The 26,230-nt window shown below is 45.7% G+C and carries 17 protein-coding genes and 1 pseudogene; 13 read left to right on the top strand and 5 right to left on the bottom strand.

Annotated features, from left to right (window positions below; translation table 11 throughout):
• Positions 1-9: 9 nt before the first annotated feature.
• From JMW05_RS04700 to JMW05_RS12145, 7 genes and pseudogenes are all read left to right on the top strand, one after another.
• On the top strand, positions 10-2,565 hold the full coding sequence (locus JMW05_RS04700; RefSeq protein ID WP_201504220.1) for a LysM peptidoglycan-binding domain-containing protein: 2,556 nt from the start codon (positions 10-12) through the stop codon (positions 2,563-2,565).
• A 26-nt stretch (positions 2,566-2,591) separates the two neighbouring features.
• Positions 2,592-3,965 carry a GW dipeptide domain-containing protein gene (locus JMW05_RS04695; RefSeq protein WP_201504219.1) on the top strand — a complete coding sequence of 458 codons (1,374 nt, stop codon included), beginning with the start codon at positions 2,592-2,594 and terminating at the stop codon, positions 3,963-3,965.
• A 144-nt stretch (positions 3,966-4,109) separates the two neighbouring features.
• On the top strand, positions 4,110-5,465 hold the full coding sequence (locus JMW05_RS04690; RefSeq protein ID WP_201504218.1) for a DUF2345 domain-containing protein: 1,356 nt from the start codon (positions 4,110-4,112) through the stop codon (positions 5,463-5,465).
• On the top strand, positions 5,449-6,009 hold the full coding sequence (locus JMW05_RS04685) for a hypothetical protein (protein WP_201504217.1): 561 nt from the start codon (positions 5,449-5,451) through the stop codon (positions 6,007-6,009). The genes JMW05_RS04690 and JMW05_RS04685 overlap by 17 nt, the downstream gene beginning before the upstream one ends.
• A gap of 170 nt (positions 6,010-6,179) precedes the next feature.
• Complete coding sequence (locus JMW05_RS04680) at positions 6,180-8,552, top strand: hypothetical protein (RefSeq protein WP_201504216.1); 2,373 nt, start codon at positions 6,180-6,182, stop codon at positions 8,550-8,552.
• Positions 8,553-8,566: 14 nt separating this feature from the next.
• Positions 8,567-9,376: a hypothetical protein gene (locus JMW05_RS04675; protein WP_201504215.1), complete on the top strand. Its 810-nt coding sequence runs from the start codon at positions 8,567-8,569 to the stop codon at positions 9,374-9,376.
• A gap of 10 nt (positions 9,377-9,386) precedes the next feature.
• A pseudogene (locus tag JMW05_RS12145) lies at positions 9,387-9,612 on the top strand (transposase); the annotation flags it as partial.
• An 86-nt stretch (positions 9,613-9,698) separates the two neighbouring features.
• On the opposite strand, the gene nagZ reads toward JMW05_RS12145, so the two are convergent.
• Positions 9,699-10,766, bottom strand: a complete 1,068-nt coding sequence (gene nagZ / locus JMW05_RS04670; RefSeq protein ID WP_201504214.1) for a beta-N-acetylhexosaminidase — start codon at positions 10,764-10,766, stop codon at positions 9,699-9,701.
• A 315-nt stretch (positions 10,767-11,081) separates the two neighbouring features.
• Here nagZ and JMW05_RS04665 point away from each other — a divergent pair, with 315 nt between their 5' ends.
• The gene (locus tag JMW05_RS04665; RefSeq protein WP_201505525.1) at positions 11,082-13,280 is read left to right on the top strand and encodes a carboxy terminal-processing peptidase; all 2,199 of its coding nucleotides are present in this window, start codon (positions 11,082-11,084) and stop codon (positions 13,278-13,280) included.
• 207 nt (positions 13,281-13,487) lie between these two features.
• On the opposite strand, the gene JMW05_RS04660 is transcribed toward JMW05_RS04665, so the two are convergent.
• Positions 13,488-13,973 carry an FKBP-type peptidyl-prolyl cis-trans isomerase gene (locus JMW05_RS04660; protein ID WP_201504213.1) on the bottom strand — a complete coding sequence of 162 codons (486 nt, stop codon included), beginning with the start codon at positions 13,971-13,973 and terminating at the stop codon, positions 13,488-13,490.
• A 592-nt stretch (positions 13,974-14,565) separates the two neighbouring features.
• On the opposite strand from JMW05_RS04660, the gene JMW05_RS04655 reads away from it, so the two are divergent.
• Entirely contained in the window at positions 14,566-16,521 is a 1,956-nt protein-coding gene (locus tag JMW05_RS04655; RefSeq protein WP_201504212.1) for a M61 family metallopeptidase, read from the top strand.
• 131 nt (positions 16,522-16,652) lie between these two features.
• Here the strand turns inward: JMW05_RS04655 and copM are convergent, their stop codons facing one another.
• On the bottom strand, positions 16,653-17,522 hold the full coding sequence (gene copM / locus JMW05_RS04650; protein WP_201504211.1) for a CopM family metallochaperone: 870 nt from the start codon (positions 17,520-17,522) through the stop codon (positions 16,653-16,655).
• Between the two features lie 220 nt (positions 17,523-17,742).
• Positions 17,743-18,360: a pseudouridine synthase gene (locus JMW05_RS04645; RefSeq protein ID WP_201504210.1), complete on the bottom strand. Its 618-nt coding sequence runs from the start codon at positions 18,358-18,360 to the stop codon at positions 17,743-17,745.
• A 279-nt stretch (positions 18,361-18,639) separates the two neighbouring features.
• On the opposite strand from JMW05_RS04645, the gene icd reads away from it, so the two are divergent.
• Positions 18,640-19,902: an NADP-dependent isocitrate dehydrogenase gene (gene icd, locus JMW05_RS04640; protein WP_201504209.1), complete on the top strand. Its 1,263-nt coding sequence runs from the start codon at positions 18,640-18,642 to the stop codon at positions 19,900-19,902.
• Positions 19,903-20,029: 127 nt separating this feature from the next.
• Here the strand turns inward: icd and JMW05_RS04635 are convergent, their stop codons facing one another.
• Positions 20,030-22,258, bottom strand: a complete 2,229-nt coding sequence (locus tag JMW05_RS04635; protein WP_201504208.1) for an NADP-dependent isocitrate dehydrogenase — start codon at positions 22,256-22,258, stop codon at positions 20,030-20,032.
• A gap of 482 nt (positions 22,259-22,740) precedes the next feature.
• On the opposite strand from JMW05_RS04635, the gene JMW05_RS04630 reads away from it, so the two are divergent.
• The 3 genes from JMW05_RS04630 to glyA all read left to right on the top strand — a co-directional run bounded on the left by JMW05_RS04630 (position 22,741) and on the right by glyA (position 26,157).
• Positions 22,741-24,042 (top strand): GNAT family N-acetyltransferase, encoded by a 1,302-nt coding sequence (locus JMW05_RS04630; protein WP_201504207.1) that lies wholly within the window; start codon positions 22,741-22,743, stop codon positions 24,040-24,042.
• Between the two features lie 121 nt (positions 24,043-24,163).
• A complete protein-coding gene (locus JMW05_RS04625) occupies positions 24,164-24,718 on the top strand; it encodes a chorismate--pyruvate lyase family protein (protein WP_201504206.1) in 555 nt (184 codons plus the stop codon).
• Between the two features lie 182 nt (positions 24,719-24,900).
• Positions 24,901-26,157, top strand: coding sequence for a serine hydroxymethyltransferase (glyA, locus tag JMW05_RS04620; RefSeq protein ID WP_201504205.1), 1,257 nt, complete (start codon positions 24,901-24,903; stop codon positions 26,155-26,157).
• The last annotated feature ends 73 nt before the right edge of the window (positions 26,158-26,230 follow it).

The raw sequence follows: 26,230 nt of genomic DNA, 5'->3' as shown, positions 1-26,230 counted from the left end.
GCTAAGACTATGAGTCAGACTAAAAAAACACGTTTTAGAATAAAGTTCATAGATTTATATAAAGTGCCAATGGATGGGCTGTATCATATAGTAACTATAAATGGACGCACTGCATGCTCAGGTCTTTCTACAGCAGATGGCTACACCGTCTGGATTGATAGACCTGCAGGAACTCATGTAGACGTGTCAATTAAAGACCCACGCAATGACAAAATAATTACTGTCAAAAAAGACTTTATTGTCCCTCTTAGAAAAATGACGTTTGAAATACAAGCACCTTTTGCCAAACATAAAATAAAACTAAATATATTTGAAGGTGAAGTGGGAGATTATTTGAGAAAGACACATAAAGTTCAAAAAGGTGAGACTCTGTCCTCTATTGCTAGCCATTATGGATTGAACTGGACTCAAATAGCACAGCTCAACAACTTAAAAGATCCTTATAAGATAAAAGTAGGTGACATACTAAAGTTACCTCCCAAAAATGCTAGCCAACAGAATACTAACCAAACCAGCTCTAGAAGTACTACCACGCCTCAATCTCAAGATACATATAAAGTAAAAAGAGGCGATACGTTGTCTGGCATATCGCAAAGCAGCGGTGTCTCGGTCAGTGAGTTGCAGCGTATTAATGGCATTAGCGACCCAAAAAAACTGCAATACGGGCAGTCCATTAAATTACGAGAAGAAAACTCAAATAATTCAAGCGCTGATAATACTTCAGGTGCTGCAAGAGAAGAAACAGGATTCTTTGATGGTATACAAGATACAGTTGTGGGTGCTGTCAAAAGCATAAAAGAAGGCTTCGAAGACTTTAATAATGCTATTAGTGGTACTAAAGAAGGAGAGTCCGCGGACAGTCCACGCCCTTTTGAAAATCAATCTAGTACCAACCAAAGTATTTATATAGTTAAAAGAGGTGATACTTTAAGCAAAATCGCAGAACAGCATGGCGTATCATTCAATGACCTGGTCAAAAAAAATAATTTAGATCCTAAAGCGTATATTCTTTCAGGACAGAAGTTAAAAATTCCTAGTCAGAGCTCAAGTGGCGCTACCCCTACTTCTGGTACAAGTAGTACTAAAGCTACACCGACATCAAAGCCAGTTAAAACAGAAGTAGCCGATAAGAGAGGACAATCGGGGACACCTAAAGTTGATGTGACGAAGTTAGGTGATTGTAGTTGTAATAGAGATTTGACGCTTAGTGAACTAGAAGAGATGATAAACACTCTTAGGAAATCAGAAAATATTAGCACTAATGATTTATTTTATTTTAGTTATTGTACACTTCCAGAAGAGCAGAAAACGTATTCGGCTTTGCTTAATGAGCTGAATAAAATTTTCAAAAAACACGATATCAGCACATGTGTACGAAGAATACACTTTCTAGCACAGTTGTATCATGAATCTCATAGATTTAGAACTACTATCGAAAAATCTAATGGTAGAAAATACGATCCTGATGTGAGATCTGATGCACCAAAATACGGTAATACTGAAATTGGAGATGGACCAAAATATAAAGGTCGTGGACTTATACAACTTACTTGGAAGAATAACTATAAACTTTATAAAAATTACTCCAATTTGGACATCGTAAGTAATTATACAATGGTAGATACTTCTTTAGCTATTTCGTGTGATGTATCGGCATGGTTCTGGAAACAAGGTAAAGAATTAAGTTCTGGGAAAGAATGGAGAGGTTACCCGAAAACGCATATAGAAAGCAATGGAAATAATTATCATACTATAAATATGAATTTAATAGCAGATGATATTAATAATAGTTTAGATGAAAATACAAAGACTATAACGTTCCTAATAAACGGAGGTTACAGTCATCTTGATGAACGTCAAACCTATGTAAAGCAAATAGCAGAGCTATTTAAATATCCATCTAAATGCATAAGTACTAGCGTAGCAAAGCCTACCGTTCAAACCTCTGGAGTTTGGTATGAGCCCGTCGAAAACCCACTATGTACACTCTATATGCAAAGTGGTGGTGGCGGAATGTTTGGTAAACACTGGGGGTTGTTTGGTACAACTAGAGACGGACATGTTCATCAAGGAGTGGATTTGTTTGCACCTATCGGTACTGAAGTAAGAGCTTGCGTACATGCCGAAGTATATGAGGTTAAATGGCATTCAGGTTATGGGAATACAGTTACACTAAAAGTTATAAATAATGATGATTTTTATCACCATAGAAGAGACTATAACCTAAAGTATGGTGACCAAGGTGAAATAATTCAAGGTCCTTTATTTAATAAAAAGGATAATATATTTTTATTTTATGCTCATCTAGATGAAGTGCTAGTTAAAAAAGGGGGTCCGAAAGTTAACGCAGGAACAGTTATCGCGAAATCTGGTGTTTCAGGAATAAAAAAAGGAACGTGTGCACCTCATCTACATTTTGAAATATTCACAACAAAATATGCAGTAGGTATGGGTTTGAAATACCGATGTAATCCAGGGTTCTATGTTCATTATAAAACTTATGGAGATATGTCAGAAGAAGAAATAAGTTTGCAAAAAAACACAGCAAAAACTAGGCATACGTAATGTATCTTAAATGTAAGGAATTTATAGTGAGAGCAATAACCACTCTTTTTTTTATTTTTATATTAGTGTCATGCACGAACAACTACGATAATACCAATATAAATGATGACTCTGATGTCAGTAGAAAAGATATTAAAAAGGATAGTCAGGGCATAGAGCAAACAAATATTGAAAATGGCTTTCTCTTAGAAAATATCAGCAACCCACTGATTTTTAATAAAATAGACTCATCAATAATCCATGATGATAGTCAGAAAAAAATTGAAATTAGATACGATAATACTGCTATCTCTATCAATCTATTTGGTGATGATGAGTCTGATTTAATCTTAATGGTGAACGGTAGTGTTATCGACGAAGGTTTTAATGGAAACTTCAACTATACTTACGGATTGGATTTAAAAAGTGCAATAAAGAGAATTAATGTTTTTTCTAATGATGATAATAGTAAAATTTTGCTATTACCTGCAACAACAGAAGAATATATGACATATAATGCCCTTTTATTTAATGATAGTGGGTTTTTAAAAGCTTATACATTTGAAATAGCTGAGTGGGATTGTGGAGATATTGAATCGATAATTGTAAATAACAAAGCCGACGCTAAAAAAATTCAAGTTATAGATAATACTGGTAAGAGTTGTGATACTCGAATGTATATAATTGATGGGGAGTACATAAAAAAAGACCTTAAATCATTTTCTGTTAAAGATATAGAAGAAAAGTATGAGGAAAACAAATATAAGATCTTCCCTTTCGATGTCAATGCTGATGGTATAAGTGACATTATTGTTTCTAATATAAATGATGATGATAACCTTTATCAGGGAGATGATTTAATTGTATATCTAGGGCTTTCTAGTGATAGGTACTTACTTAGTTTAGATAGTACCAACTATACTGAAGATGGCGGTTTTTTATTCAACAATATTTCACCACGTTCTAGTAATGCGGGATTTATTTTGTCAACCCACTTTAGCAGCAAGGGATATCCTTTTATAGACTACTATTTTGTGTTAGAAAATAATAAATGGATGATAAAAAAGGAAATCGTAAAAGGATACTTGGATGACAATCAGTTTTATTGTCGTTATTCGAAAAACTACAACGTATCTAGATCTAACCTCTTACCTGATATCTTAGAAAACCAAGTATCTGAAAAAGATATCCTAAATAAATGTTTGCCTCCCCCAATCAATTATATTGTCAAAATAGAAAAAGCAGAAATCCTAAACGAAAATTTCGAATCCAGATCACCACCAAATTACTATATCAAAGGTGATTCTATTGAAGCGGTTAGCCAAAATGAAGATTGGGTACAAGTTTCTTATAAGAATGGTACTAAGTTTGGTTGGATAGATAAACATGATCTAAAGCCAGTCTCAGAATCATCACAGTAGTTTCTATGGTAAATATCTTTTGAAAGTATTAATCCGCTGATTTGCACCCATCGTCACAACACCCAAGGCGGCGTCTCCCCAAGATGGCATGGCGCAGGTCTTGGACATTCACAGATTAATGACGATGACGGCCATAGTGGCTGGGTGTCTGGCATCGCCCAATATGGATTAAGTGCGGCTACAGAAACGTGGCTTGGCTTTGACGACACTCCAAACCGTCTGGGTATCCAGTGGAGCGTCAACACCGAAGCGCGCGCTAATGCCACAGACCCAAACAAGAGCAGCATTGCCAGCTACAGTCCGCAGCAGCACAGTATTGAGCTTGGTGTCTTACGTCATCGCTTTAGCAACCACCAATCGGCAGACAGCGGACAAGGCTTTAAAGTCGTCACCGACAACAGCTTACAACTAACAGGACAAAAAGGCGTTCTGTTATCCACCTTTGGCATTCGTCACAGTCAGACCGAGCACGAGTCCGCGTGGGTCAATGACGCAGGACAGCAGCAGCTTAAAATCAGCACCGAACTGTCTACCACCTATCAAGACGCCGAACAAGCACACCTACAAGACCCAAGCGCCCTACAAGTCGCCACCAGTGCAACCGATCGCTTTAAAACTGCCGCGCAAATCATGGATGAGCGTTTAAACACCGAAGTCATGGGCGCCGCCGATGTACTGATGGTCAGTCGTGACAGCATCTACAGCGCAGCGAGCAACACCCTAATGAGCGCTGACACCATCATCCGTCAGTCTGGCAGTACGCAGTCGGACATGATTGCGGGTAATAGCCGTATGGCTGCCGACAGCATCAGCTCGCTATCAGGGGTAGGTGGACAAGCAGATAAGTCAGGCTGGCATATGAGTGCCAATACAGGGTCGCTAGCGATACAAGCACAAGGCGGTGAGCTGCAATTACACAGTCAAGCGGCGATGACCATTGGCAGTGAGGCAGGACAGGTGAATCTAGCAAGTCCAAAGCGTATCAAGCTACAGACCAAGGGCGGGGCGTCCATCACGATCGATGATAGTGGGGTGAAGCTGGTCTGCCCAGGGGAGATTAAGGTTAAGGCGGTGAAGAAGAGTTTGGTGGGGGGGAGTAAAGTTAATGCACCAATGGTATCGCTACCAACATCTGGTTTGTTTAGTCGCCGCTTCGATTTTAGCCAACTGCTAGAAGAGGATGTTTTAACGGTAGGTAGAGAGTACAAAACTATTAACCATACTAAGGGGACTGAGTTTAGAGATGTATTACCAGAGGATGGTAGAACACCTAGAATATATGGAACTGAACAAGACCAGATTGAAGTCATTATCATTGGTCATGAGGATGCTGAAGAGCTACTAATGATAGAAAATGAAATTGACAACAGTAACCATAATCACAAAAATGAAGAATGCTGTGCTCCTGAGGAGACTGATGACAGCAACACAGTTGAGTTTGATTCAGAGACTGACACGAATGACAATTTAGAGGATGACTATCATGCATTTGGTAATTAATGCTTTATGTAAAACGGTACTCTTGCCTGTAATGTTAGCTGCCAGCGCTATCAGCTGTGTAAGTGCCAAGCCTTTGTCCGAAGTTTCGAAAGTTTCAACAATGGCTAAAACAATACAAGCGAGTCAGAAAAATTCTAACACGAGTCAAAATGTAAAATTAGAGTTTTATACGATTTATGATTCTGAGAAGAAATGTGATCAAAAAAACTTTGGGTTTACTTGGCAAAAAGTTAAAGATGATTTAGCTAGATATGATATGGGCATGAATAAAATTGATTGGCTATTTGCTCCTTCTATGTGTACGCAAGTAATAACACCAAACTTCAATCATGTAGTTATTACTGAATTTATGGACAAAAATAGTCTTTTGCGTGCATATTATATTCACCACACTAAACAAAATAAGCGAATTTTATTAAAACTAGAACGTGATGACTGGCTACAATCGTCATCTAAAGGTAAATATAAATATTTTGGAGATGTCGACAGTTTTCCAGAAGGAAAATTTATACTGAATCAATATATCTACGAACAAGATCAATAAAAATTTGCGATACTTTTATTATCGTTTTTCAGAAATATAGTTGAGTCCAAATAATTTCGATACAAGAAAGTTGAGTGCAAGCTATACATTGGTATGGTGAGCGAGGATGACGATGTAGTGGATTTATATGGACTTGACCACTACAATCATTATATTTGAAAGGATATAGGATGTCATTAATAAGACCTAAACCAGTGAGAGGCATTCAATTTGATGCCGATAGAAATGGTTTTATGTGTGCTTTATCACGCAGAGAATCCTCATCAAACTTATTACTACCACACAATAATAAAGATAACATTAAATCTCAAATAGTAATTAATCAAATTGGCTACGTTGGTTATTTTCAATTTGGTGAAGATGCGCTTATTGACTGTGGCTACTATAATCCAAGAAAACAAAACTCAGATAAAAGTAGAAAAAATAACTGGACGGGAAGCTGGACAGGTAAAAATAATATTCAGTCTTTGGAAAGCTTTAAATCATCTCCTGAAGTGCAAGTCAAAGCATTTCAAGAATGGATAAATATTCTTTGTAATAGAATCCGTAATCTCAATATTAATGAATTTTACGGAAAGATTATCAACGGCGATGAAATTACAGAGTCTGGCTGTATTGCAGGTGCTCACTTAAAAGGTGCAGGTCATGTGTTAAACTTTCTTACCTCAAATGGTAAAGTTAATGGGAAAGACGGTAATAATGTTGGTGTTGGCGAATATATTGGCTTACTTGCACTTTACGACCTTGAATCTTGTTGCAACCGCAAAATATATATCACAGTTAAAGATAATAATAGCCCAGTGTCTGACATTGCAGTAAAAGTCGAATCTGAGTATAAAGCTGGAAAATACTATTCAAAAATAGGTAAAATTACAAATACTTATACTACAAACAAAGACGGTAAGATTCCTGTCATCGTTCGCCATCCTGGTGCGGTAGTCAAAGTTACTGTTAATGGTAAATCGCAAACTATAACTCAAAAAGCTGATCAAAGACAAAGTTACACTATAGACATAACAGGTAGTATCAAAGCAACTGGTACCCTCAGTCAGCCTGACACACCCAAGCCGCGCCCAGTTCCAAACAAATCACCTCAAGACCAACGTAACGAACAAAACTTACAACAGCAAGCACAGCAGCTTTCTTCGTCCGAATCGCTCAAAGATGTTACCTTCAATATTACAATCGTTGAAGGTGATACCAAGAAGCCAATTACGAATATGCGCTATTACTTGGTGTACAAAGGTAATTTAAAAGAGCATCGCACTAATAGTCAAGGCATAGAGTCTAATATTACAGCAACTGTAGGTGAGGATATCGAAGTATGTGTCGCTGGTAAAAACAGTTTGCAAACAGTAGGGAATTTTACAGTAAGTAGCAATCATGAAGGTAAAACGATAAATGTCTCACTACCTGTAGAATCTTTCAAATTAAAAGTTATTGATACAAACAAGGCTGTTGTCAAAAATTCTTATTTTATGATCTTTTACAGAGGTCGTAAAATTGTCAAAAAAACTAACTCTCAAGGGTTTTTTAGTCTAAAGATGTTAGTAGGGTTTGTCTACGGATTTGGGCAAACTAATGGTACAGAACTTTTAAAAATTAGATGTTTGGAAGGGATTGGCGAACAAGTTATAGAAATTAATAGCTCAGCAAAATCTACCTCGCTGAGAATTAATATTATGCGTGGAATACCAGGATTTAATACTAAAAACCAACATGTATCTAGCAGTAGTAATTCGTCTAAAGCAAGCCAAAAAAATGTAGAAACAAAAAAAATAGAGTCTAATACCCAAAAAAAAGGTAATCCTATTACTAGTGTGGTAACTTCTAAACCTACTAGTGATACGACTCGGTATCATATTTATCATAACGGTAAAATAAAACGACAAAATGCGAATGCTACTGGTTATGCTGAATTTATCTATTACGATGAAAATGGGGGCAAACATAATTTAGGGAAGTCAGCCTATATTCTTGCTCCGAGACGTGGTAGTGGAAACAAAAAAGTAGGTGGGAATGTTTATCTTATTGATCAAAGACAGCACTCTTCTTATATTAGCTCTAATAGAAAATTAGGATATAAATGGCAGATACCAGAAAAAATCGACGGAACAATTAGAAGGCGATATTATTTAAATGGTCTAACCATGGCTGGAACCCTTGGTGCATTAATGAAAATGGGATATCAAGAATATCATGGTACTGGCTGGAGTAACCGTGCCGGAGAGTCTGTTGGTAGTAGTACTCATAGGAATGGTGAAGCAGGAGATTTTCGGTATTTAGGTAAGAATAATGTACATCGAACTAGTTCTGTACATACTACGGAACCTAATAAATTTGATAAACCTGAGAATCAAAGATGGGTAAACATATTCAAAACCTTTGGATTTCAAACTTTTTATACAGGAACTAAGGCAAAAAATGGAGTTGCTGCGTTAAAATATACTACTTTTATAAAAGATCATCACCATCACTTGCATTTGGGAAAACAAGGTTCAGCAGCTAGTTTAAAGTCTCGTGGTATTCTTGAAGATATTTGATAAGGACATTTAGAATGAAATATTTATCGTTAGCGTTATTTTCTTTTACCTTAATATCGTGCAATGTAAACGATGAAGCCAATACTGAATTTGGTACTAGTGAAGTTGATAAAAATGATAGAGTTAAAGCTGACACCACTGATATTATTAGTTCTGACATGATCAATAACAATTCAGTTAAAGTTTCAAGTAATAAAGCGTTAGAGTGCCACAATACCATACCAGATTGGCAAGTTAAAGAGCTAGCCGAAGTTCCTTGTTTGGAATTACCTATTTCTAATAAAGACTTCCTAAATATAAAGAAGTTCGATAATGGTATGTTTGATATTGAGGGTGACACGAAATACCCAAAAGCTCAAATGTATTATAAGCAAATATTACTGGGTCTCATACCCTACAATGATGAAGAAACGTTTCTACTTAGTTTTAGCAACGACCAATCCGAAGACATGTATCCAAATCAGTCATTTCATATTACCAAAGTAAGAAAAGACAATGAAGAAGGCGGTCTCTATACTTTAGGTCTTTATCCTTTAGGGCTTATAAATTACGACTTCCAAGATAACGAACTTGTTAAAATAGGCATAGATCCTAACGAGTTTGCAGATATTGATTTTGATACTCTTGGACAAGAAAACATCAAGATAGATGATATCTGCATGATGAATTTTAACATTGATGTTAACTGGCACTTGACTCGTTCATATACTTGTCAGAATCGTGAAGCTAATCAAGAAGCTATTGATAGTTTTAAAGGAGAATTTGGTTTTGAGTATCAATTGGTTAATACAGATATAGGTATAAATTACGAGCGAGTAGATTGAATCAAATAGCAAAGCGATTTATACCACCAATGGTATCTAATCTTTAAACAGCTTAATTCGGACGACAGTGGATAAACGCAAGTTATCCACCCTCTGATCAAGCTGCTTTTAAAGTGGTGTATTTAGCAACACAGCAAGTATCTGAAAAATGGTCGACGCCAATCCGTAACTGGACGTCTGCTCTTAATCGCTTTATGATTATGTTTGATGAACGTATCAACAGACACTCAATCTAAAGGGTAATTACACAGAATCTGCGATGCTCTCTTATAGGCATCTAATAGATGCCTATAAAAACTCAACTCATTTGTTATATCAAACCTCATTTATAACGCGTCGGATCGACCCCGACAGCAGCACCATTCGCCTCACCAAAGAACGCTTCAGTAACACGTGATTTTGCCTCTTGCCAATGCGTAAACTGCGCGCAGGTTTCTTCTAAGCTGCCTTGCCACATGGGAATTTTGCCGCACATCTGCTTGATGCGTGATTGTTTGGGGTAGGGTAGCTCTTGTGCTGCGAGGGCAGCATCATGGGCGGCGATGCGGTCATTACACACGAGCGCCATATCACAGCCTGCCTTTATCGCGGCGCTCACCCGTTGCCCGATATCGCCTGCTGCCTGTGCGCCCGCCATGGACAAATCATCTGAGAATATCACGCCATCAAAGCCCATTTTTTTGCGCAAAATGTCTTTTAGCCAAATCTTTGAAAACCCTGCTGGCTGGTCATCGACCTCTGAGAAAATAACGTGCGCGGGCATCACCGCATCCAGCCACGGCATGGTTTGCACAAAGGGCTGCATTTCTTTTGCCATAATCTCATCAAACGGTCGGTCATCGATGGCTTCTGCCACGTGCGAGTCGGGCGCGCAGCCGCCGTGTCCAGGAAAGTGCTTGCCTGTGGTCGCCATGCCCGCGTCTTTCATACCGCGCATTAGCTGGGTCGCTAATGAGACAATCGCTTGTGGGTCTTGATGAAAGCTGCGGTCGCCAATCACTTGGCTGATGCCGTCGCGGTCGAGCACAGGGGCAAAGCTGACATCAATACCCGCCGCCAATACTTCAGCTGCCAAGACATAACCGCAATCATAAGCAAGGCTCAGTGCACGGCTTGGCTCGCGGTCGAACAGCTCGCCCAAGCGTCCCATGGCAGGCAGTTTGGTAAAGCCCTCACGCAAGCGCGCCACGCGGCCGCCTTCTTGATCGACACCGATTAAGATATCAGGATTGTGCCTGCGGATGCTGTCACATAGGGCGCGGACTTGCGCAGCATCCTCGACGTTTCGCGCAAACAAAATCACCCCGCCGACTTGTGCCTGCTGTATTAGGCTCACGTCTTCTGCGTTTAAGGTGGTGTTGCCAATATCAATCATTAAAACGCCGTACATGCCTACTCTCCAAAATCAGGTGTGCCGTGATGACGGCTCTAAGGCGGCAATGTTGCGCACCTTAGTCAGATAAAACCTTGATGATACCATTGCCACAAAAAACCACAACCGATGCCGACCGCCTTATTAACAAGGTGCATACGATGTGTCTTGCGCAAGACTGGTTGGCATATCAAGCGCGCGCTGATACACAAACGCCAGACACAGGGCGGCGTAAGGTTGTTTATACAGTTTGAGACAGTTTTTAAACAGCACTCATGCTAGTATAGAGTGTTTTTTGTTGACAGATATTTATCAGACGATTAGGTGTATATGATGAAAAAACAACCTGCACAGTGGTTACTTAGCGCAGCGTCAATAGGTATCGCTGGCGTGATTCTTACTCAAAGCTATGGGACGGCGGTTGCCAACACCAATACCGAAGGCTTTGCCGCCACCCCAGAACAAAAAGCCACCGCGCGGCAAGTTGCAGCCTTACTCGACCGCAGTCATTATCTTAACCAGCCGCTAGATACCAAAATGGGGCGCGAAATTCTGTCGATGTATATCGACAATCTCGACCCCAATCACAGCTTATTTTTGCAATCGGACGTCGATGAGTTCCAGCGCAAATACGGCGACAACTTTGGTGAGCGCCTAAAACGTGGCGACCTCTCAGCAGGCGTGGATATCTTTGAGCGCTATCGCACCCGCTCTAACGAATATTTTGATTTGGCGGGCAAGCTGTTAAAGACTGACCTTGATTTGACCACGGACAAGAGCATTGTCCTTGACCGTGAAAAGCTACCGCATTTTAAAACCAAAAAATCACAGCGCGACTACTGGACGCGCCAAGTGCAGTTTCAGCTCATCAGCATCACCCTAGGTCAAGAAGACGAAAAAGCGAAAGAGCAGGTATTCCTAGACAATCCTGACATCGCCCGTGGTCAAGACTTGGTGCGCAATGACAAGCGCAGCCCCAGTGAGATTTTGCTCAATCGTCTGACCCGTCAACACGAGCAGTTAAACCGCATCACTGATGATGAAATCATGGAAACGGTATTAAATACCGCCACGCTGACCTACGACCCGCACAGCAACTACTACGCGCCCATTCAGGCGACCGAGCTGCAGATTCAATCGAGCCTACAGCTTGAAGGTATTGGCGTGTCTATCCGTCCTGACCGCAAAAACCCCGATTACACCAGTGTTGCCACCTTGGTCGACGGTGGTCCTGCGGCAAAAAGCGGACAGATTAAGCCCAATGATTTAATTATCGGTATTGCCAAAGACGGTAAAAACATGACCGATGTGGTCGGCTGGTCAACGCGTGAAATCGTCGGTCTGATTCGTGGTAAGCGCGGCACGCCCGTCACCTTGAAACTGCGTCAGCCCAACGCGCCCGAAGCCAGCGCGCGTACTGTGACTGTCATCCGCGACATCATTGAACAAGAAGAAGCGGGCGTCACCCACCGCGTGATCAACGTACAGCGTCCTGATGGTGACAAGTCGACCCAGCGCATTGGTGTACTTGAGATTCCCAGTTTTTATCTCAACTACCGCGCCCGCCGCAACGGTGAGGACTATCGCAGCGTGAGCGTCGATACCGAGCGCGCCCTTGAAGCGTTAAATAAAGAAAACATTGATGGGCTGGTCGTGGACTTGCGCAACAACCCAGGCGGCTCACTCGATGAAGTGGCAAAAATGCTGGGACTGTTCGTTAAAGAAGGGCCATTGGTACAGATTCGTGACAACCGCGGTAATGTACAAGTCTACCGTGATGACGATGGCGGCAAGCAGCTGTATGATGGCAAAATGGTGGTCTTGACCAACCTTGCCTCAGCGTCAGCCAGTGAAATCTTTGCCGCTGCCATCCAAGATTACGGTCGCGGTCTGGTCGTGGGCAACACCACCACAGGCAAAGGCTCAGCGCAGATTCAGCTCGATAACCTAGCGCTTGGCTCAGCGACCTTGACGCAGCGTAAATTCTACCGCATCACAGGCGGCAGTACGCAAAATAAAGGCGTCGTGCCTGATGTGTCGATGGTCAACATTTATGATGACGCGACCTTTGGTGAGCGCGCGCAAAAGCACGCCTTGCCGTGGGATACCATCCGCACCGCCGCCTACAAGCCTGAAGGTAAATTTGGCGCAACCACGCTGGCGACCTTAAACCAGCAGTCAAAAATTCGCCAGCAGCAAAACCCGCAATTCGTCTACCTATCAGCGCTGAATGACATTCGCGATATGGAAGATGAGAAAAAGCCTATCTTGCTCGACATCAACAGTCGCCGTAAAAAGATGAAGCTGGTTGAGCAGCGTACGCTAGAAGCGGAAAACAAGCGCCAAATCGCGACAGGCGAGCGCCCGTATGCCAATTGGAACACCTATCAAGCGGCGATTGATGCCAAGTTTGAAGAGCGCAGCCAGATGAAGAAAAACGAACGCCCTGAGCTGCCAGAAGATGAGGCGTACGTCAAAGAAGCGGCGTATCTGATGCTCAGTGCCAGCCCGCGTAAGGATATGAACCCTTAATAGCTACGTTATACAGATAAAAATTGTCAGAAAAGCGCCGCTTAATGGTTATGTATAATAACCGTTGAGCGGTCTTTTTTTATCTTTCACTTTAGATAAAGCAGAACACAAAACCCGCGCACAAAAAAAAGCCAGTGACGATTCACTGGCTTTTTTTATGGTCTTTGGCAATCGTCTACAAGCGCTGCCAAAGCCGCATCGGCGCAATTAGTGCTCAACGCCGCCTACGCCATGGACGTGACCATGGTTTAGCTCGTCTTCAGTCGCTGCGCGAACTTCTTGGATTTCAACGTCAAAGGTTAAACGCTTGCCAGCAAGTGGGTGGTTCGCATCAACAGTAACTTCTTGATCGTTAACGTCAGTAACGGTAACCAGCATCACTTGACCGCCCGCTTCTGACTGGAACTGCATGCCAGGCTGGATGTCGTCAACGCCTTGGAAGTTTTCACGTGGTACGCGCTGTACCGCTTGGTCTTGGCGCTCGCCGTACGCATCTGCAGGCTCAACAACGGCTTTTAGTTTTTCGCCAGCTGATTTGCCTTCTAGTTGCTGCTCTAGACCTGGGATGATGTTTTGGTGACCGTGTAGGTACGCTAGTGGCTGACCTTCTGGCGATTGGTCAATCACGGTGCCTTCGTCGTCAGTCAAAGTGTAGTTGAACTTTACAGCGGTGTCTTTTGCGATAGTAGTCATAATTTATCCTAAATATTTTGTGAAAAACTAGGGTAATAATGCAATAAACCTAAAAAAGCCAATTCAATAGCCAAAAGCGGTATCATCAGTCAATTATCATCAGTTTATTAAAGTAACTTTAGCAGTTAGCGTATTTAATTGAGATGACGAGAATAACTTTCAAGGCAAAAAAGGATAAAAAAACGCAATTGTGCCCAATTTTCTGTAAAGCGCCCAACAGACAACACGTATAGCGGTTAAATAACGCATAAAAAACCAACAACGCCTTATTATTGGCGTGCTTTTGCTGCGCTAATCTCAAGATAACGCCAATAACCGCACGAACGACTTGGTAAATATAACAAGACGCCTTATGGTATAGGTAACGCGGTGTCACAGTAGCGCCTAAATAAAATTGATATAGCATAAGACAGACGGTCGATTAAACACTATTTTTCTTGCTTGCTGTGACTTCGTCTCCAGAGGCTGCAAAAAATAGTGTTTAATCTCGCTGTACCATTTTTGAATTAACTTGACTGTCGCTTATGGCACAGACCATGAGCACGGATTAAAGCAACCGCATTTATTTATAAAAAACACAACAAGGGGACTTATGAGCCACATTGACCCACAACAAACAGAATACACCGAACACGACAGCCACGTAAAAGTGAGCTATCACCTCGACTTTGCGCGCTTTTATGAGCATATCGTCGACATCACCGTCCGCTTTGAGGCGACGACAGACGCGCCGACCTTGTGGCTGCCCGCATGGATACCGGGCAGCTATCTAATGCGCGAGTTTGCGCGTAACATCACCAGCGTGCAGTATCACAGCGAATCAGATAAGGAAGATAAGCAAAACAAACTACAGCGCGCGCAAAAAATCGACAAGCACACATGGCAGCTGCCCACTATCAAAGCGGGCGAGTGCGTGTGCGTGTGCTATGAGGTGTATTGCTATGACTTGTCGGTACGCACCGCCTACGTTGACCAAGAGCGCCTGTATGGCAATTTTACGTCATTGACGCTCGCGGTCGCAGGGCAAGAGGCGCAGCCGATACAAGTGACCTTACTTGTGCCCAGCGCCTTTGTACAGCAAGCAGCGGTTGCGGATAAAGCACTGCATTTGGCATGTGGATTGCCCGCCACGCATATCCATAGCGATGCGCGCCACGCCTACCAGCTGCACGCGCCTGACTATGACACGCTGCTTGACCATCCGTTTGAGCTGGCGTACCAAGACCGCTTTGACTTTATTGTTCAGGACAATAGCCATCAGACGCTGGCGCATCATTTTTATCTCTCAGGCACGCACCATGCCAATCTGGGACGCCTGCAACAAGACGTGATGCAAATTTGCCAAAGCTATGTGAACTGGCTGGGCGATGCACCATTTAGCGATTACACCTTCATGACCTACGCCAGTGGGCAGGACTACGGCGGGCTGGAGCATATCAACTCGACGAGCCTCATTACCCCGCGTGCCGACTTGCCGAGTGCCAATGAGCCTGAGCTGCCAAGCGAGGACTATCAGCGCTTTTTAGGCTTATGCAGTCATGAGTATTTTCATGCGTGGTGGGTCAAGACGGTGCGCCCTGATGTGATGCTGAATGTCGATTTGCGCCAAGAGGCTTTTACCCCGCTGTTGTGGGTGTTTGAAGGCTTTACCTCATATATTGATGACTTTATGCTGCAAGCCTCGGGCGTGATTGACAAAGACAGCTATTTAAAACTGCTAACGGGGCAAATCAGCCGCTACTATCAAACCGCAGGACGTCAGTACCAAAGTGTCGCGGAGTCAAGCTTTGATGCGTGGATTAAGCTGTATCGCAGCGACGAAAACACCGCCAATGCGGGCATCAGCTACTACAACAAAGGCGCACTGGTGGCGCTGTGCTTGGACTTAACCTTGTTAAAAGAAAGTGGCGGGCGCTATCGTCTGTTTGATGTGGTCAAGGCGTTTTATGCGCGTGCCAAAGCCAATGACAATAAGCGCATCGGCATGCACAGCGCGGATATGGGCGATGTGGTGGCGCAGTTTATGCCGCGCCGTGTGTGGGACGACTTTGAGCGCCGTTATGTCAATGGCGTGGAAGAATTGCCCTTAGCCGAACTGCTCAGCGAACAGGGCATTGAGCTGCGCCTTGATAACAGCAAGCAGCACAGCGATGCGCCATTTGGCATGCGCTACAGCGCGGGGCAAGCGGGCTTGAGCATCAATCGTGTATTACGCGCCAGCGCCGCCGCAAAAGCGGGCATCTCAGCAAAAGACGTATTGATTGCGGTCGATGGCATCAAAGCCGATGGCAAGGCGCTTGGCAAACTTGCTGCCGCAAAACGAGACACGCCGATTCGCTGTCATCTGTTCCGCCGTGATGTGCTCTTAACCGTAGATATGTTGCCGAGTAGCGCAAAAGACGAGCAGGACGCCAATACAGACAACGTCTGGCAACATGTCAGCTTGCACCACGATAGCGACAACAATAATGACAACGACAAGGCAGAAAAGCCGTGGAAAACGTGGCTGGGCGCGCTAAACAACACGCCAAAAGCTGTAGAAAAATAACGGTAATATGTCTTTAGAACGCAAAAAAAGGCACCGTGTTTAGAATGACACTGCGCCTTTTTATGGTTGCTATCATCTACGATTTTATGGCTGCCAATACGCTTTGTTTTATGGCTGCCAATACGCATTACTTATTGCGCGGTTGCGGGCTTGTCGCTGTCCGCATCTGCTGCCATATGTGCGGCGTGCTCGTCCATAGGCATATCGTCGCTGGTAACTTGGGTATTGGGGTCAACATTATCGGCGGCAACCACAGGCGAGGCGGATTCAATCTTCGCCACCAGATACAGCATGTCGGCGACTTCTTTTAACTGCGCGTCGATGATGTCTTGTGCCAAGGCTCGCATCTCATCGTCTGTACCGTATTGCAGCTCTGATTTTGCCATTTCAATCGCGCCGATATGGTGCGCGAGCATACTGCGGGCAAACGCCAAATCAGGAATCGGGTCGCTCATGCCTTGTTCCATACTGTAGTGCATGATGCGCATGCTCTCGGCGTAGTCTTGCTGCATCGCTTCAGTATTAGGCTTAGGATTGACCGCGTCCAAGTGGCTGGCGAGCCATTTTTTGAGGATATCAATCTCGCCTTGCTGGGTGTCAATCACTTGCTGGGCAAGGGCGGTCAGCTCGCTGTTGCTGCCGTATTTGAGCTGCAATTTTGCCATGTCAATCGCACCGCGATGATGCCCCAGCATACCTTTGGCAAAGGCAACATCAGGGTCTTTGTAGTCCGCTGCAATCATCATCTCTTCGTGCATCTTGTCCATTGAGCGGACATAGTCTTTATACACATCGGTATCGAGCGCCGTATCGGCAGGTGCTTCGACAGGCGGCGTCTCCTCAGCAGGGGCAGCGTCGGGCGCTGCGCTGGTGTCTTCGGTATCGGTGCTGATCGTCTCTGGTGCGGTCGTTTTTGCATCCTCGGCAGGCTGACACGCCGTAAGCGTACCAACGGCAGCCAAACAAAGCACGAGGTAAGAAAAACGAAAAGATGTGATCATGATGCTAGGTGTCCTTCACTCAACTGAGGGGCATAAAATGCAAATGAACAAGGAAGCCATCCTTATCCACATACGCAACAAGAGCGGCATAAGTAAGATATTGAATATTATCAGATAAATCTTGCTAATTCGAGACGCAGTATAGAGATATTCGTAATTATCTTGACCCAATTTTGCCGATAGATTATTGATGATAGCGATAATGGCTTTAAGCCAGACTTTATAATATCGGCGCGGTCAGCTCAGCATAACGTGTGCTGTTCACATGCACGCGCACAAATTGACCGACCGCCAATGACCCCAGCTCAAAACCTGCCACCGACCAGCGTATCAGGCGCAAACACGGCAAGCCAACTTGCGCGGTCATGCGTCTAACTTGACGGTTTTTGCCCTCAAAAATGGTCAGCATCAGCCACGTGGTGGGCACGTTTTTGCGCTCGCGGATGGGCGGATTGCGCGGCCATAGCGGCATCGGTAGTGCGTCTTCTGTCACCACTTCTGCCTGTGCGGGCAAGGTCATGCCGTCTTTGAGCAGCACGCCTTGGCGCAAGGCGCTCAGCTGCGCGTCACTCACCAGCCCCTCGACTTGTACCAGATAGGTTTTGCCGTGCGCCTTTTGCCGTCCGCCGCGTGCAGGCTGGGTGATGGCGCGGTTTAGTCTGCCATCACTGGTGAGCAGCAGCAGCCCCTCGGTGGTGGCATCCAAGCGCCCAACCACGCGCAACGACTTGTCCGTAAAGTACGGCGCAAGCGTCGCATGGTCATTGTTGCCATCGTTACGAAACTGGCTTTGTACCCCGTAAGGCTTATTAAACAAAATCAGGCTGGCGGTTGGCATAGCAAAGGTATCCCCGAGTGGTACTGGCGGCGTCATTATAACAGTCTTGCCTGCGCTGTCTTGACTTATCCCTGTTTTTCTTAAATTTTACATAAAAGTGCATAAAGGCGGCGTACACAGTGAACACATATCACAACACAAGGGCGGTCATAGGGTTTGTTACAATAAATTTTGTGCTTTGGTCGTCATACAGATAAATAACGATAACGACACCCTGTGAGCAGGCACGACAAAACAGACAGTCAAACATAGAAAATAAATCAACAAGGAAGCGTATTTATGTCAACGTATCAAAAAGTCAGCGTCCCCAGCGATGGACAAAAAATCACCGTCAATGGCGATTTGTCTTTAAACGTCCCCAATCATCCCATCATTCCTTTTATTGAAGGCGATGGCATCGGGGTGGACATCACGCCTGTCATGAAGGCCGTCGTCGATGCGGCGGTCGATAAAGCCTATCACGGCAAAAAATCAGTGGTCTGGATGGAGGCGTACTGCGGCGAAAAGGCGGCGACCATCTATGATGGTGAGTATCTGCCTGATGAGACGCTCGAGGTGCTGCGTGAGTACGTGGTGAGCATCAAAGGACCTTTGACCACGCCTGTGGGCGGCGGCTTTCGCTCGCTCAATGTCGCCTTGCGTCAGCAGCTCGACCTATACGTCTGTCAGCGTCCTGTACGCTGGTTTGAGGGTGTGCCCAGCCCCGTCAATCACCCTGAGCTGACCGATATGGTCATCTTTCGCGAAAACTCGGAGGACATCTACTCAGGCATTGAGTGGAAAGCGGGCAGCGCGGAGGCAAAAAAAGTCATCGACTTTTTGCAAAATGAGATGGGCGTGACCCAGATTCGCTTTCCTGAAGAGTGCGGCATCGGTATCAAGCCTGTGTCCAAAGAAGGCACGCAGCGCCTCGTGCGTAAAGCCATCCAACATGCCATCGACCATGACTTGCCAAGTGTTACGCTCGTACACAAAGGCAATATCATGAAGTTTACTGAAGGCGCGTTTAAAGAGTGGGGCTACGAGCTGGCGGCTGAGCGCTTTGGTGCAACGCTGCTCGACGGCGGCCCGTGGATGACGCTAAACAACCCAAAGACGGGCAATGAGATTATCATTAAAGACGTGATTGCCGATGCGTTCTTGCAGCAGATTTTGATGCGTCCTGCCGATTATTCGGTGATTGCCACGCTGAATCTTAACGGCGATTATATCTCAGATGCGCTGGCAGCAGAGGTCGGCGGTATCGGTATCGCCCCTGGTGCCAATAAAGGCGGCTCGGTTGCGGTCTATGAAGCCACGCACGGTACCGCGCCCAAATATGCAGGGCAAAACAAGGTCAATCCTGGCTCGCTCATTCTTTCAGCGGAGATGATGCTGCGCGATATGGGCTGGACGGCGGCGGCAGATTTGATTATCAGTGGTATTCAAGGCGCGATTGCCAATAAGACAGTGACTTATGATTTTGAGCGTTTGATGCCTGACGCGATATTGCTCAGCACATCAGAATTTGGTAAAGCCATTATTAAGCATATGGATGCGTAAGGCTTGGCTGACCCGCCAAAGGCTTTGGTTTGCATGCTTTTAAAGACGGTTATTAGCCATAAAAAACACCCCAACCGCTATAGCGCTTGGGGTGTTGTGTTATGACGATAATGAATTTGGGCTGAAATTACGCAGCGTTTAATGAGGCGATGGCGTCATTGAACAGGCTGCTTGGGCGCATGACTTTGGTCGCTTCTTCTTCATTGGCATAGTAGTAGCCTTGAATGTCAACCGAGTTGCCTTGTGCGTTGTTCATCTCTTTGATGATGGCCTCTTCGTTGTCACGCAGCTGCTTAGCAAATGGTGTGAACAGTTCTTTGAGCTCGCTGTCTTCGTTCTGCGCCGCAAGTGCTTCTGCCCAGTACAGTGCCAAGTAGAAGTGGCTGCCACGGTTGTCAATCTCACCTGTTTTGCGTGAGGGTGACTTGTCGTTGAGCAATAGCTGCTCAGTGGCATCGTCTAGGGTATCGGCAAGTACTTTTGCTTTGGGGTTGTTGTCATTGTTCGCCAAATGCTCAAGCGAGACGGTCAATGCCAAGAACTCACCGAGTGAATCCCAGCGCAAGTGGTTTTCTTCGACCAACTGCTGTACGTGCTTCGGTGCAGAGCCGCCTGCGCCCGTCTCGAACAAGCCGCCGCCTTTCATGAGTGGTACAACCGACAGCATCTTGGCACTGGTGCCAAGCTCAAGGATAGGGAACAAGTCGGTTAAGTAATCGCGCAAGATGTTACCCGTCGCTGAGATGGTGTCCAGACCGCGAGCAACGCGCTCTAGTGTGTAACGCATGGCGCGTACTTGCGACATAATCTCAATGTGTAGACCTGCGGTGTCGTGGTCTTTTAGGTACATTTTGACCTTTTTAATCAGCTCGTTCTCATGCGGACGGTATGGGTCGAGCCAGAAGATAACAGGGGTCTCAGACTCGCGCGCACGGCGGACAGCCAGCTTGACCCAGTCTTGAATCGGCGCGTCTTTGGTCTGACACATGCGCCAGATGTCGCCTTTTTCGACGTGTTGCTCAAGCAAGACTTCGTCAGTCTCGTTATCTACGATACGCGCCATGCCCGCATCACTTGATTCAAAAGTCTTGTCGTGTGAGCCGTACTCTTCTGCTTTTTGCGCCATCAAACCGACGTTTGGCACCGTACCCATAGTGGTTGGGTCAAAGTTGCCATGCCATTTGCAAAAGTTAATCATCTCTTGGTAAATACGCGCAAAGGTAGACTCAGGCATGACCGCTTTACAGTCTGCCAATTTGCCGTCTGAATCCCACATTTTGCCGCCGTTACGAATCATCGCTGGCATAGACGCATCAACGATAACGTCGCTTGGTGAGTGGAAGTTGGTGATGCCTTTGGCTGAATCGACCATCGCAATACGTGGGCGATGCTCTTGGCAGGCGTGCAAGTCTTCGATAATCTCTTCGCGCTGTGAGGTTGGTAGCGTGTTGATTTTGTCGTATAGGTCAGCCATGCCGTTATTGACGTTGACGCCCAGCTCATCCAGGGTCGCGCCGTGCTTGGCAAACGCGTCTTTGTAGTAGGTTCTGACTGCGTGACCAAAGACGATAGGGTGCGAGACTTTCATCATCGTCGCTTTGACGTGCAATGAGAACAAGATACCTGCTTCGCGGCAGTCTTCCATCTCACGCTCATAAAACTCAATCAGTGATTTTTTGCTCATGAACATCAAATCGATGACTTCTTTGTCTTGCAGTTTTAGCTCAGGCTTTAAGACCTTGGTTTCGCCTGCGTCAGTGACCAGCTCCATACGTACGGTACGCGCTTTATCAAGCGTCATTGACTGCTCGCCGCTGTAAAAGTCGCCTTCATGCATATGTGAGACGTGGGTGCTTGACCACTGCTTCCACTCACCCATAGAGTGTGGGTGTTTTTTGGCGAAGTTTTTGACCGCTTTTGGTGCACGGCGGTCTGAGTTGCCTTCACGCAGTACAGGGTTGACCGCACTACCCAGCGCCTTACCATAGCGCTGACGAATCTCTTTTTCTTCTTCGGTTTGTGGGTCTTCTGGGAAGTTCGGAATGGCGTAGCCTTTGCTTTGTAGCTCTTTGATACACGCCTTTAACTGCTGGACTGAGGCACTGATGTTTGGCAGTTTGATGATGTTGGCGTTGGGGTCTTGGGTCAGACGACCCAGTTCTGCCAGATTGTCAGGGACGCGCTGGTCTTCTTCTAGATAGTCGGGGAAGGCTGCCAAAACGCGTGCGGCCACTGAAATATCGGAAGTCTCGACGTCGATGCCCGCAGTATGCGTAAAGGCTTTGACAATCGGTAAAAATGATAAAGTAGCCAGCGCTGGAGCTTCGTCGGTTTTTGTATAAATAATCTTGGACATATAAAGCTCTTCCTTGTTTGTAAGTTGTCTTTCACTATCGGCAGCTGCCTTGAGCATGCCGGAATTCTGTTTTGCAAAATGCGCGATTATTTTAGCAGCCATTGACACAAATATCATCCGCCAGCATCAAGGCAAATCATGGCAAAAGTAGCCATAGACGACTGATAATGCTAAAAATTCGCCCAATATAAGCCACTATATCAATAAGCATATAATGGAAATAAGCGCTGTCTATACCTGAATAGTCATATATATGTCTACATCAAAGCACAAACACTCAAGTCAGATACAGCTCACCATTACAGCCGCAGTTGGCACAAAAATAATAAAGCAAAGCACGGTCGCGGTACAGAGGTGATAGAGGCACTGTGACAAAAATAAGCGGCGCGCGTATTTGCAAATTGTGACAGCATGGGCGTTGTGTTTTGGTTAGGCTAAGATAAACGATAAACCGTCATACCTACAAGCAAGCTGTGAGCATTATGAGCATACAATACGCGTTACGAAACGATACCGATTGGCACACCGAAACCGAGTGGCAAGCGCCCGACACGCCGTTTATGTCGTTTGCCTTTTGGCAAGCGCTTGAAGATACAGGCGCTATCGGCGAAGAGGCAGGCTGGTTGCCGATTTATATTGCGCTGTATGAGACAAATGACGTCACAGATGATGCAAGCGATGTGGACAAGATGCTGCTTGCGGTGCTGCCAGTGTTTATTAAAGGGCACCATCACGGTGAGTTTGTGTTTGATTATCAGTGGGCGGAGGCTTACGCGCATTATGGCTTGGACTATTATCCGCGCCTCGTGACCTCCGTGCCCTATACGCCGATTACGGGTATGCGCTTTTGGCTGCGTGAGGGCGTGACGCTGGGTGCCGATTTGGTCATGGCGGCGGTGGCAGCGATAGACGATATCGCACGGCAAACGGGCGCATCAGGCTGGCATGGTCTGTTCGTGCGTCAAGAGCTTGCCATACTGGCAGGTCAATTATTTAGCTATACAGACATCAGCGCCGCTGCGCCCAATATTAAGTTTGCGCATATTGACGCCAATCTGCCGATACTTGAGCGCCAAGGCTGTCAGTTTTTGTGGCACAATTATCAGCAGGATACCGAGCAGCCTTTTAGCGATTTCGACGACTTTTTGCAGACTTTGACTGCCAAAAAGCGCAAAACCATCCGCGCGGAACGCCGAAAAGTGGCGAATGTAGGCATCACCTGCGTGCGTAAATGCGGCGCGGACATCACGCACGATGACTGGCAGATTTTTTATCAATGCTATGTGATGACCTATGCCGAGCGCGGTCAGCGTCCGTATCTGAGCCAAGCGTTTTTTATGCAGCTGGCGGCGGATATGAGCGCGCATCTGATGCTCGCGCAAGCGGTTGATGCGGCAGGGCAGGTGGTGGCGAGCAGTCTGTTTCTCTATGATACCCCTGAGATGGCGGGCGAGGTGTCCAGCCTATACGGGCGCTATTGGGGGTCACTGGCGCATTATGACAGCCTGCATTTTGAGCTGTGCTATTATCAAGGCATTGAGTTCGCCATTGAGCGCGGGCTACAGTCGTTTGACCCAGGCACGCAAGGCGAGCACAAGCTGATACGCGGCTTTGTGCCGACGCGCACGCATTCCTTGCACCGTATGTATGACGCGCGCTTTGTGCCTGCGCTGGCGCAATTTTGTGCCAAAGACCGCGCGCATATGCAGTCCTATCGGCGCGAGGCGCACGCGGCATTGCCGTTTAATATCCATCATACGCCGCCCTTTGACGAGTTGGCGTAGCACGTCGCTGTCTGTGTTTTTAAAATAGCAACACGCTTTAGGCGCGTTTGTACCATTTATAAAAAGTGGCATTGACCACGGTTGTTAATTTTTTTGGTTTTGTCCGTTTTGGATTGCTTACATGTCGTTACTTTTTACTTCGCGCGCTGCGTTGGCGCCCCCCGATTATCTGTTGCCGTGGCTGACTACAGATGGCTCGCTGACTGCGATGATAGAGACCTTATCAGGGCAGCCGCTACGTGTTGAGCGCCGCTTTGAGGGCTATCGTTCGCTTAGCCTCGCTGAAAAGCAGCAACTGTGTCCAGAAGGGCTGTGGGGCAAGCCGCAGCTGGCGTGGGTACGTGAGACCTATCTGTATGGCGATACCGACACGCCGTGGGTCGCAGCAAAAAGTATTTTTCCATTACCTAGCTTACAAGGTGACGCCAAGCGCCTGCAGCATTTAAAAGGCGTACCGATTGGTTATGTCTTATTCAAAAACAAGCGCGAGCTGCCCAATCAGCGCAATATTTGTCTGACCGATTTAGGCTGGCAGCGGCAAACGCGCTACGATTGGTACGGGCGAAAGCTGCTGATTAGCGAGACCTTTTTGACTGCGTTTACTGAGCGCCTTTGTCATAAAAAGGGGCACATAAGCAGCGAAAATGCCCAAATGCTACGCAAAACTGTCCGATAAATGGCTTTCTTGTCGTATCTGCAAAAAGCGGGCAGTATTTTGCATTTTTAGCCCCGCGTTTCATGTTACACTTGCCTAACTTAATTTCTGCCAAAGCGCAGGCTTTTTTTATTGCGTTTTTGGCAGCGAATCGTCCACGCAACACTATCCTTTTGCTAATCGTCACTACATAGGACATCGATATGTTTAAAGATATTTCTATCCAAGAGTTTGACCCAGCACTTGCCGAAGCTATGGCAGCCGAAAGCGCGCGTCAAGAAAGCCACATCGAGCTGATTGCTTCAGAAAACTACTGCTCACAAGCAGTGATGGAAGCGCAAGGTACCGATTTGACCAACAAATACGCAGAAGGCTATCCGGGCAAGCGTTACTATGGTGGTTGTGAGCATGTGGACGTGATTGAGCAGTTGGCGATTGACCGTGCAAAAGAGTTGTTCGGCGCAGCGTACGCCAACGTACAGCCGCACTCAGGCAGCCAAGCCAACTCAGCCGTATTTTTAGCGCTACTTGAGCCAAACGACACCGTACTTGGCATGAGCCTAGACGCGGGTGGTCACCTAACACATGGCGCGCACGTGAACTTTTCAGGCATCAACTACAAAGCCGTCCAGTATGGTCTAAGTGATGAGACAGGCGAGATTGACTACGAAGAAGTAGAACGTCTGGCGCGTGAGCACAAGCCAAAAATGATTATCGCGGGCTTCTCAGCATACTCACAAGTGGTTGACTGGCAGCGTTTCCGCGACATCGCGGACGAAGTAGGCGCTTACCTCATGGTCGATATGGCACACGTGGCAGGTCTGGTTGCAGGCGGCGTATACCCAAGCCCAGTACCATTTGCAGACGTGGCAACCACCACCACGCACAAAACCCTACGCGGTCCACGTTCAGGTCTGATCATCTCACGTGATGAAGCGCTTGCCAAAAAGCTAAACTCAGCGGTATTCCCAGGCAACCAAGGCGGCCCACTGGTGCACGTCATCGCCGCAAAAGCGATTTGCTTTAAAGAAGCGCTAGAAGACAACTTCAAAACCTACCAGCAGCAAGTGGTCAAAAACGCTAAGGCAATGGCAGAAGTCATCCAAGCGCGCGGCTATGACATCGTCTCAGGCGGTACTGAAAACCATCTGATGCTGATCAGCCTAATCAAGCAAGAAATGACGGGTAAAGAAGCGGACAAGTGGCTTGGCGATGCGTACATCACCGTCAACAAAAACGCCGTACCAAACGATCCAAAATCACCATTCGTAACCTCTGGTATCCGTATCGGTACACCAGCGATTACCACACGCGGCTTCAATGAAGACGACGTAAAAGAATTGGCAGGCTGGATGTGTGACGTGCTAGACAGCCGCGGCGACGAAACCGTCATCGCTGAAACGCGCGAAAAAGTAAAAGCCATCTGCGCGAAAAAGCCAGTATATGCCAAAAATCAGTAAGCACTGATTAACGCATAACGGTAGGGAGGGTGGCTTATGTCACCGCGCCCAACAAAAAAAACCGCCTGTGATA

Origin of the sequence: Psychrobacter aestuarii, from assembly GCF_904846035.1 — a bacterium.
Classification (GTDB): Bacteria; Pseudomonadota; Gammaproteobacteria; order Pseudomonadales; family Moraxellaceae; genus Psychrobacter; species Psychrobacter aestuarii.
Note: the sequence above shows the minus strand (reverse complement) of the source record. Positions and strands in the feature narration are given on the sequence as shown.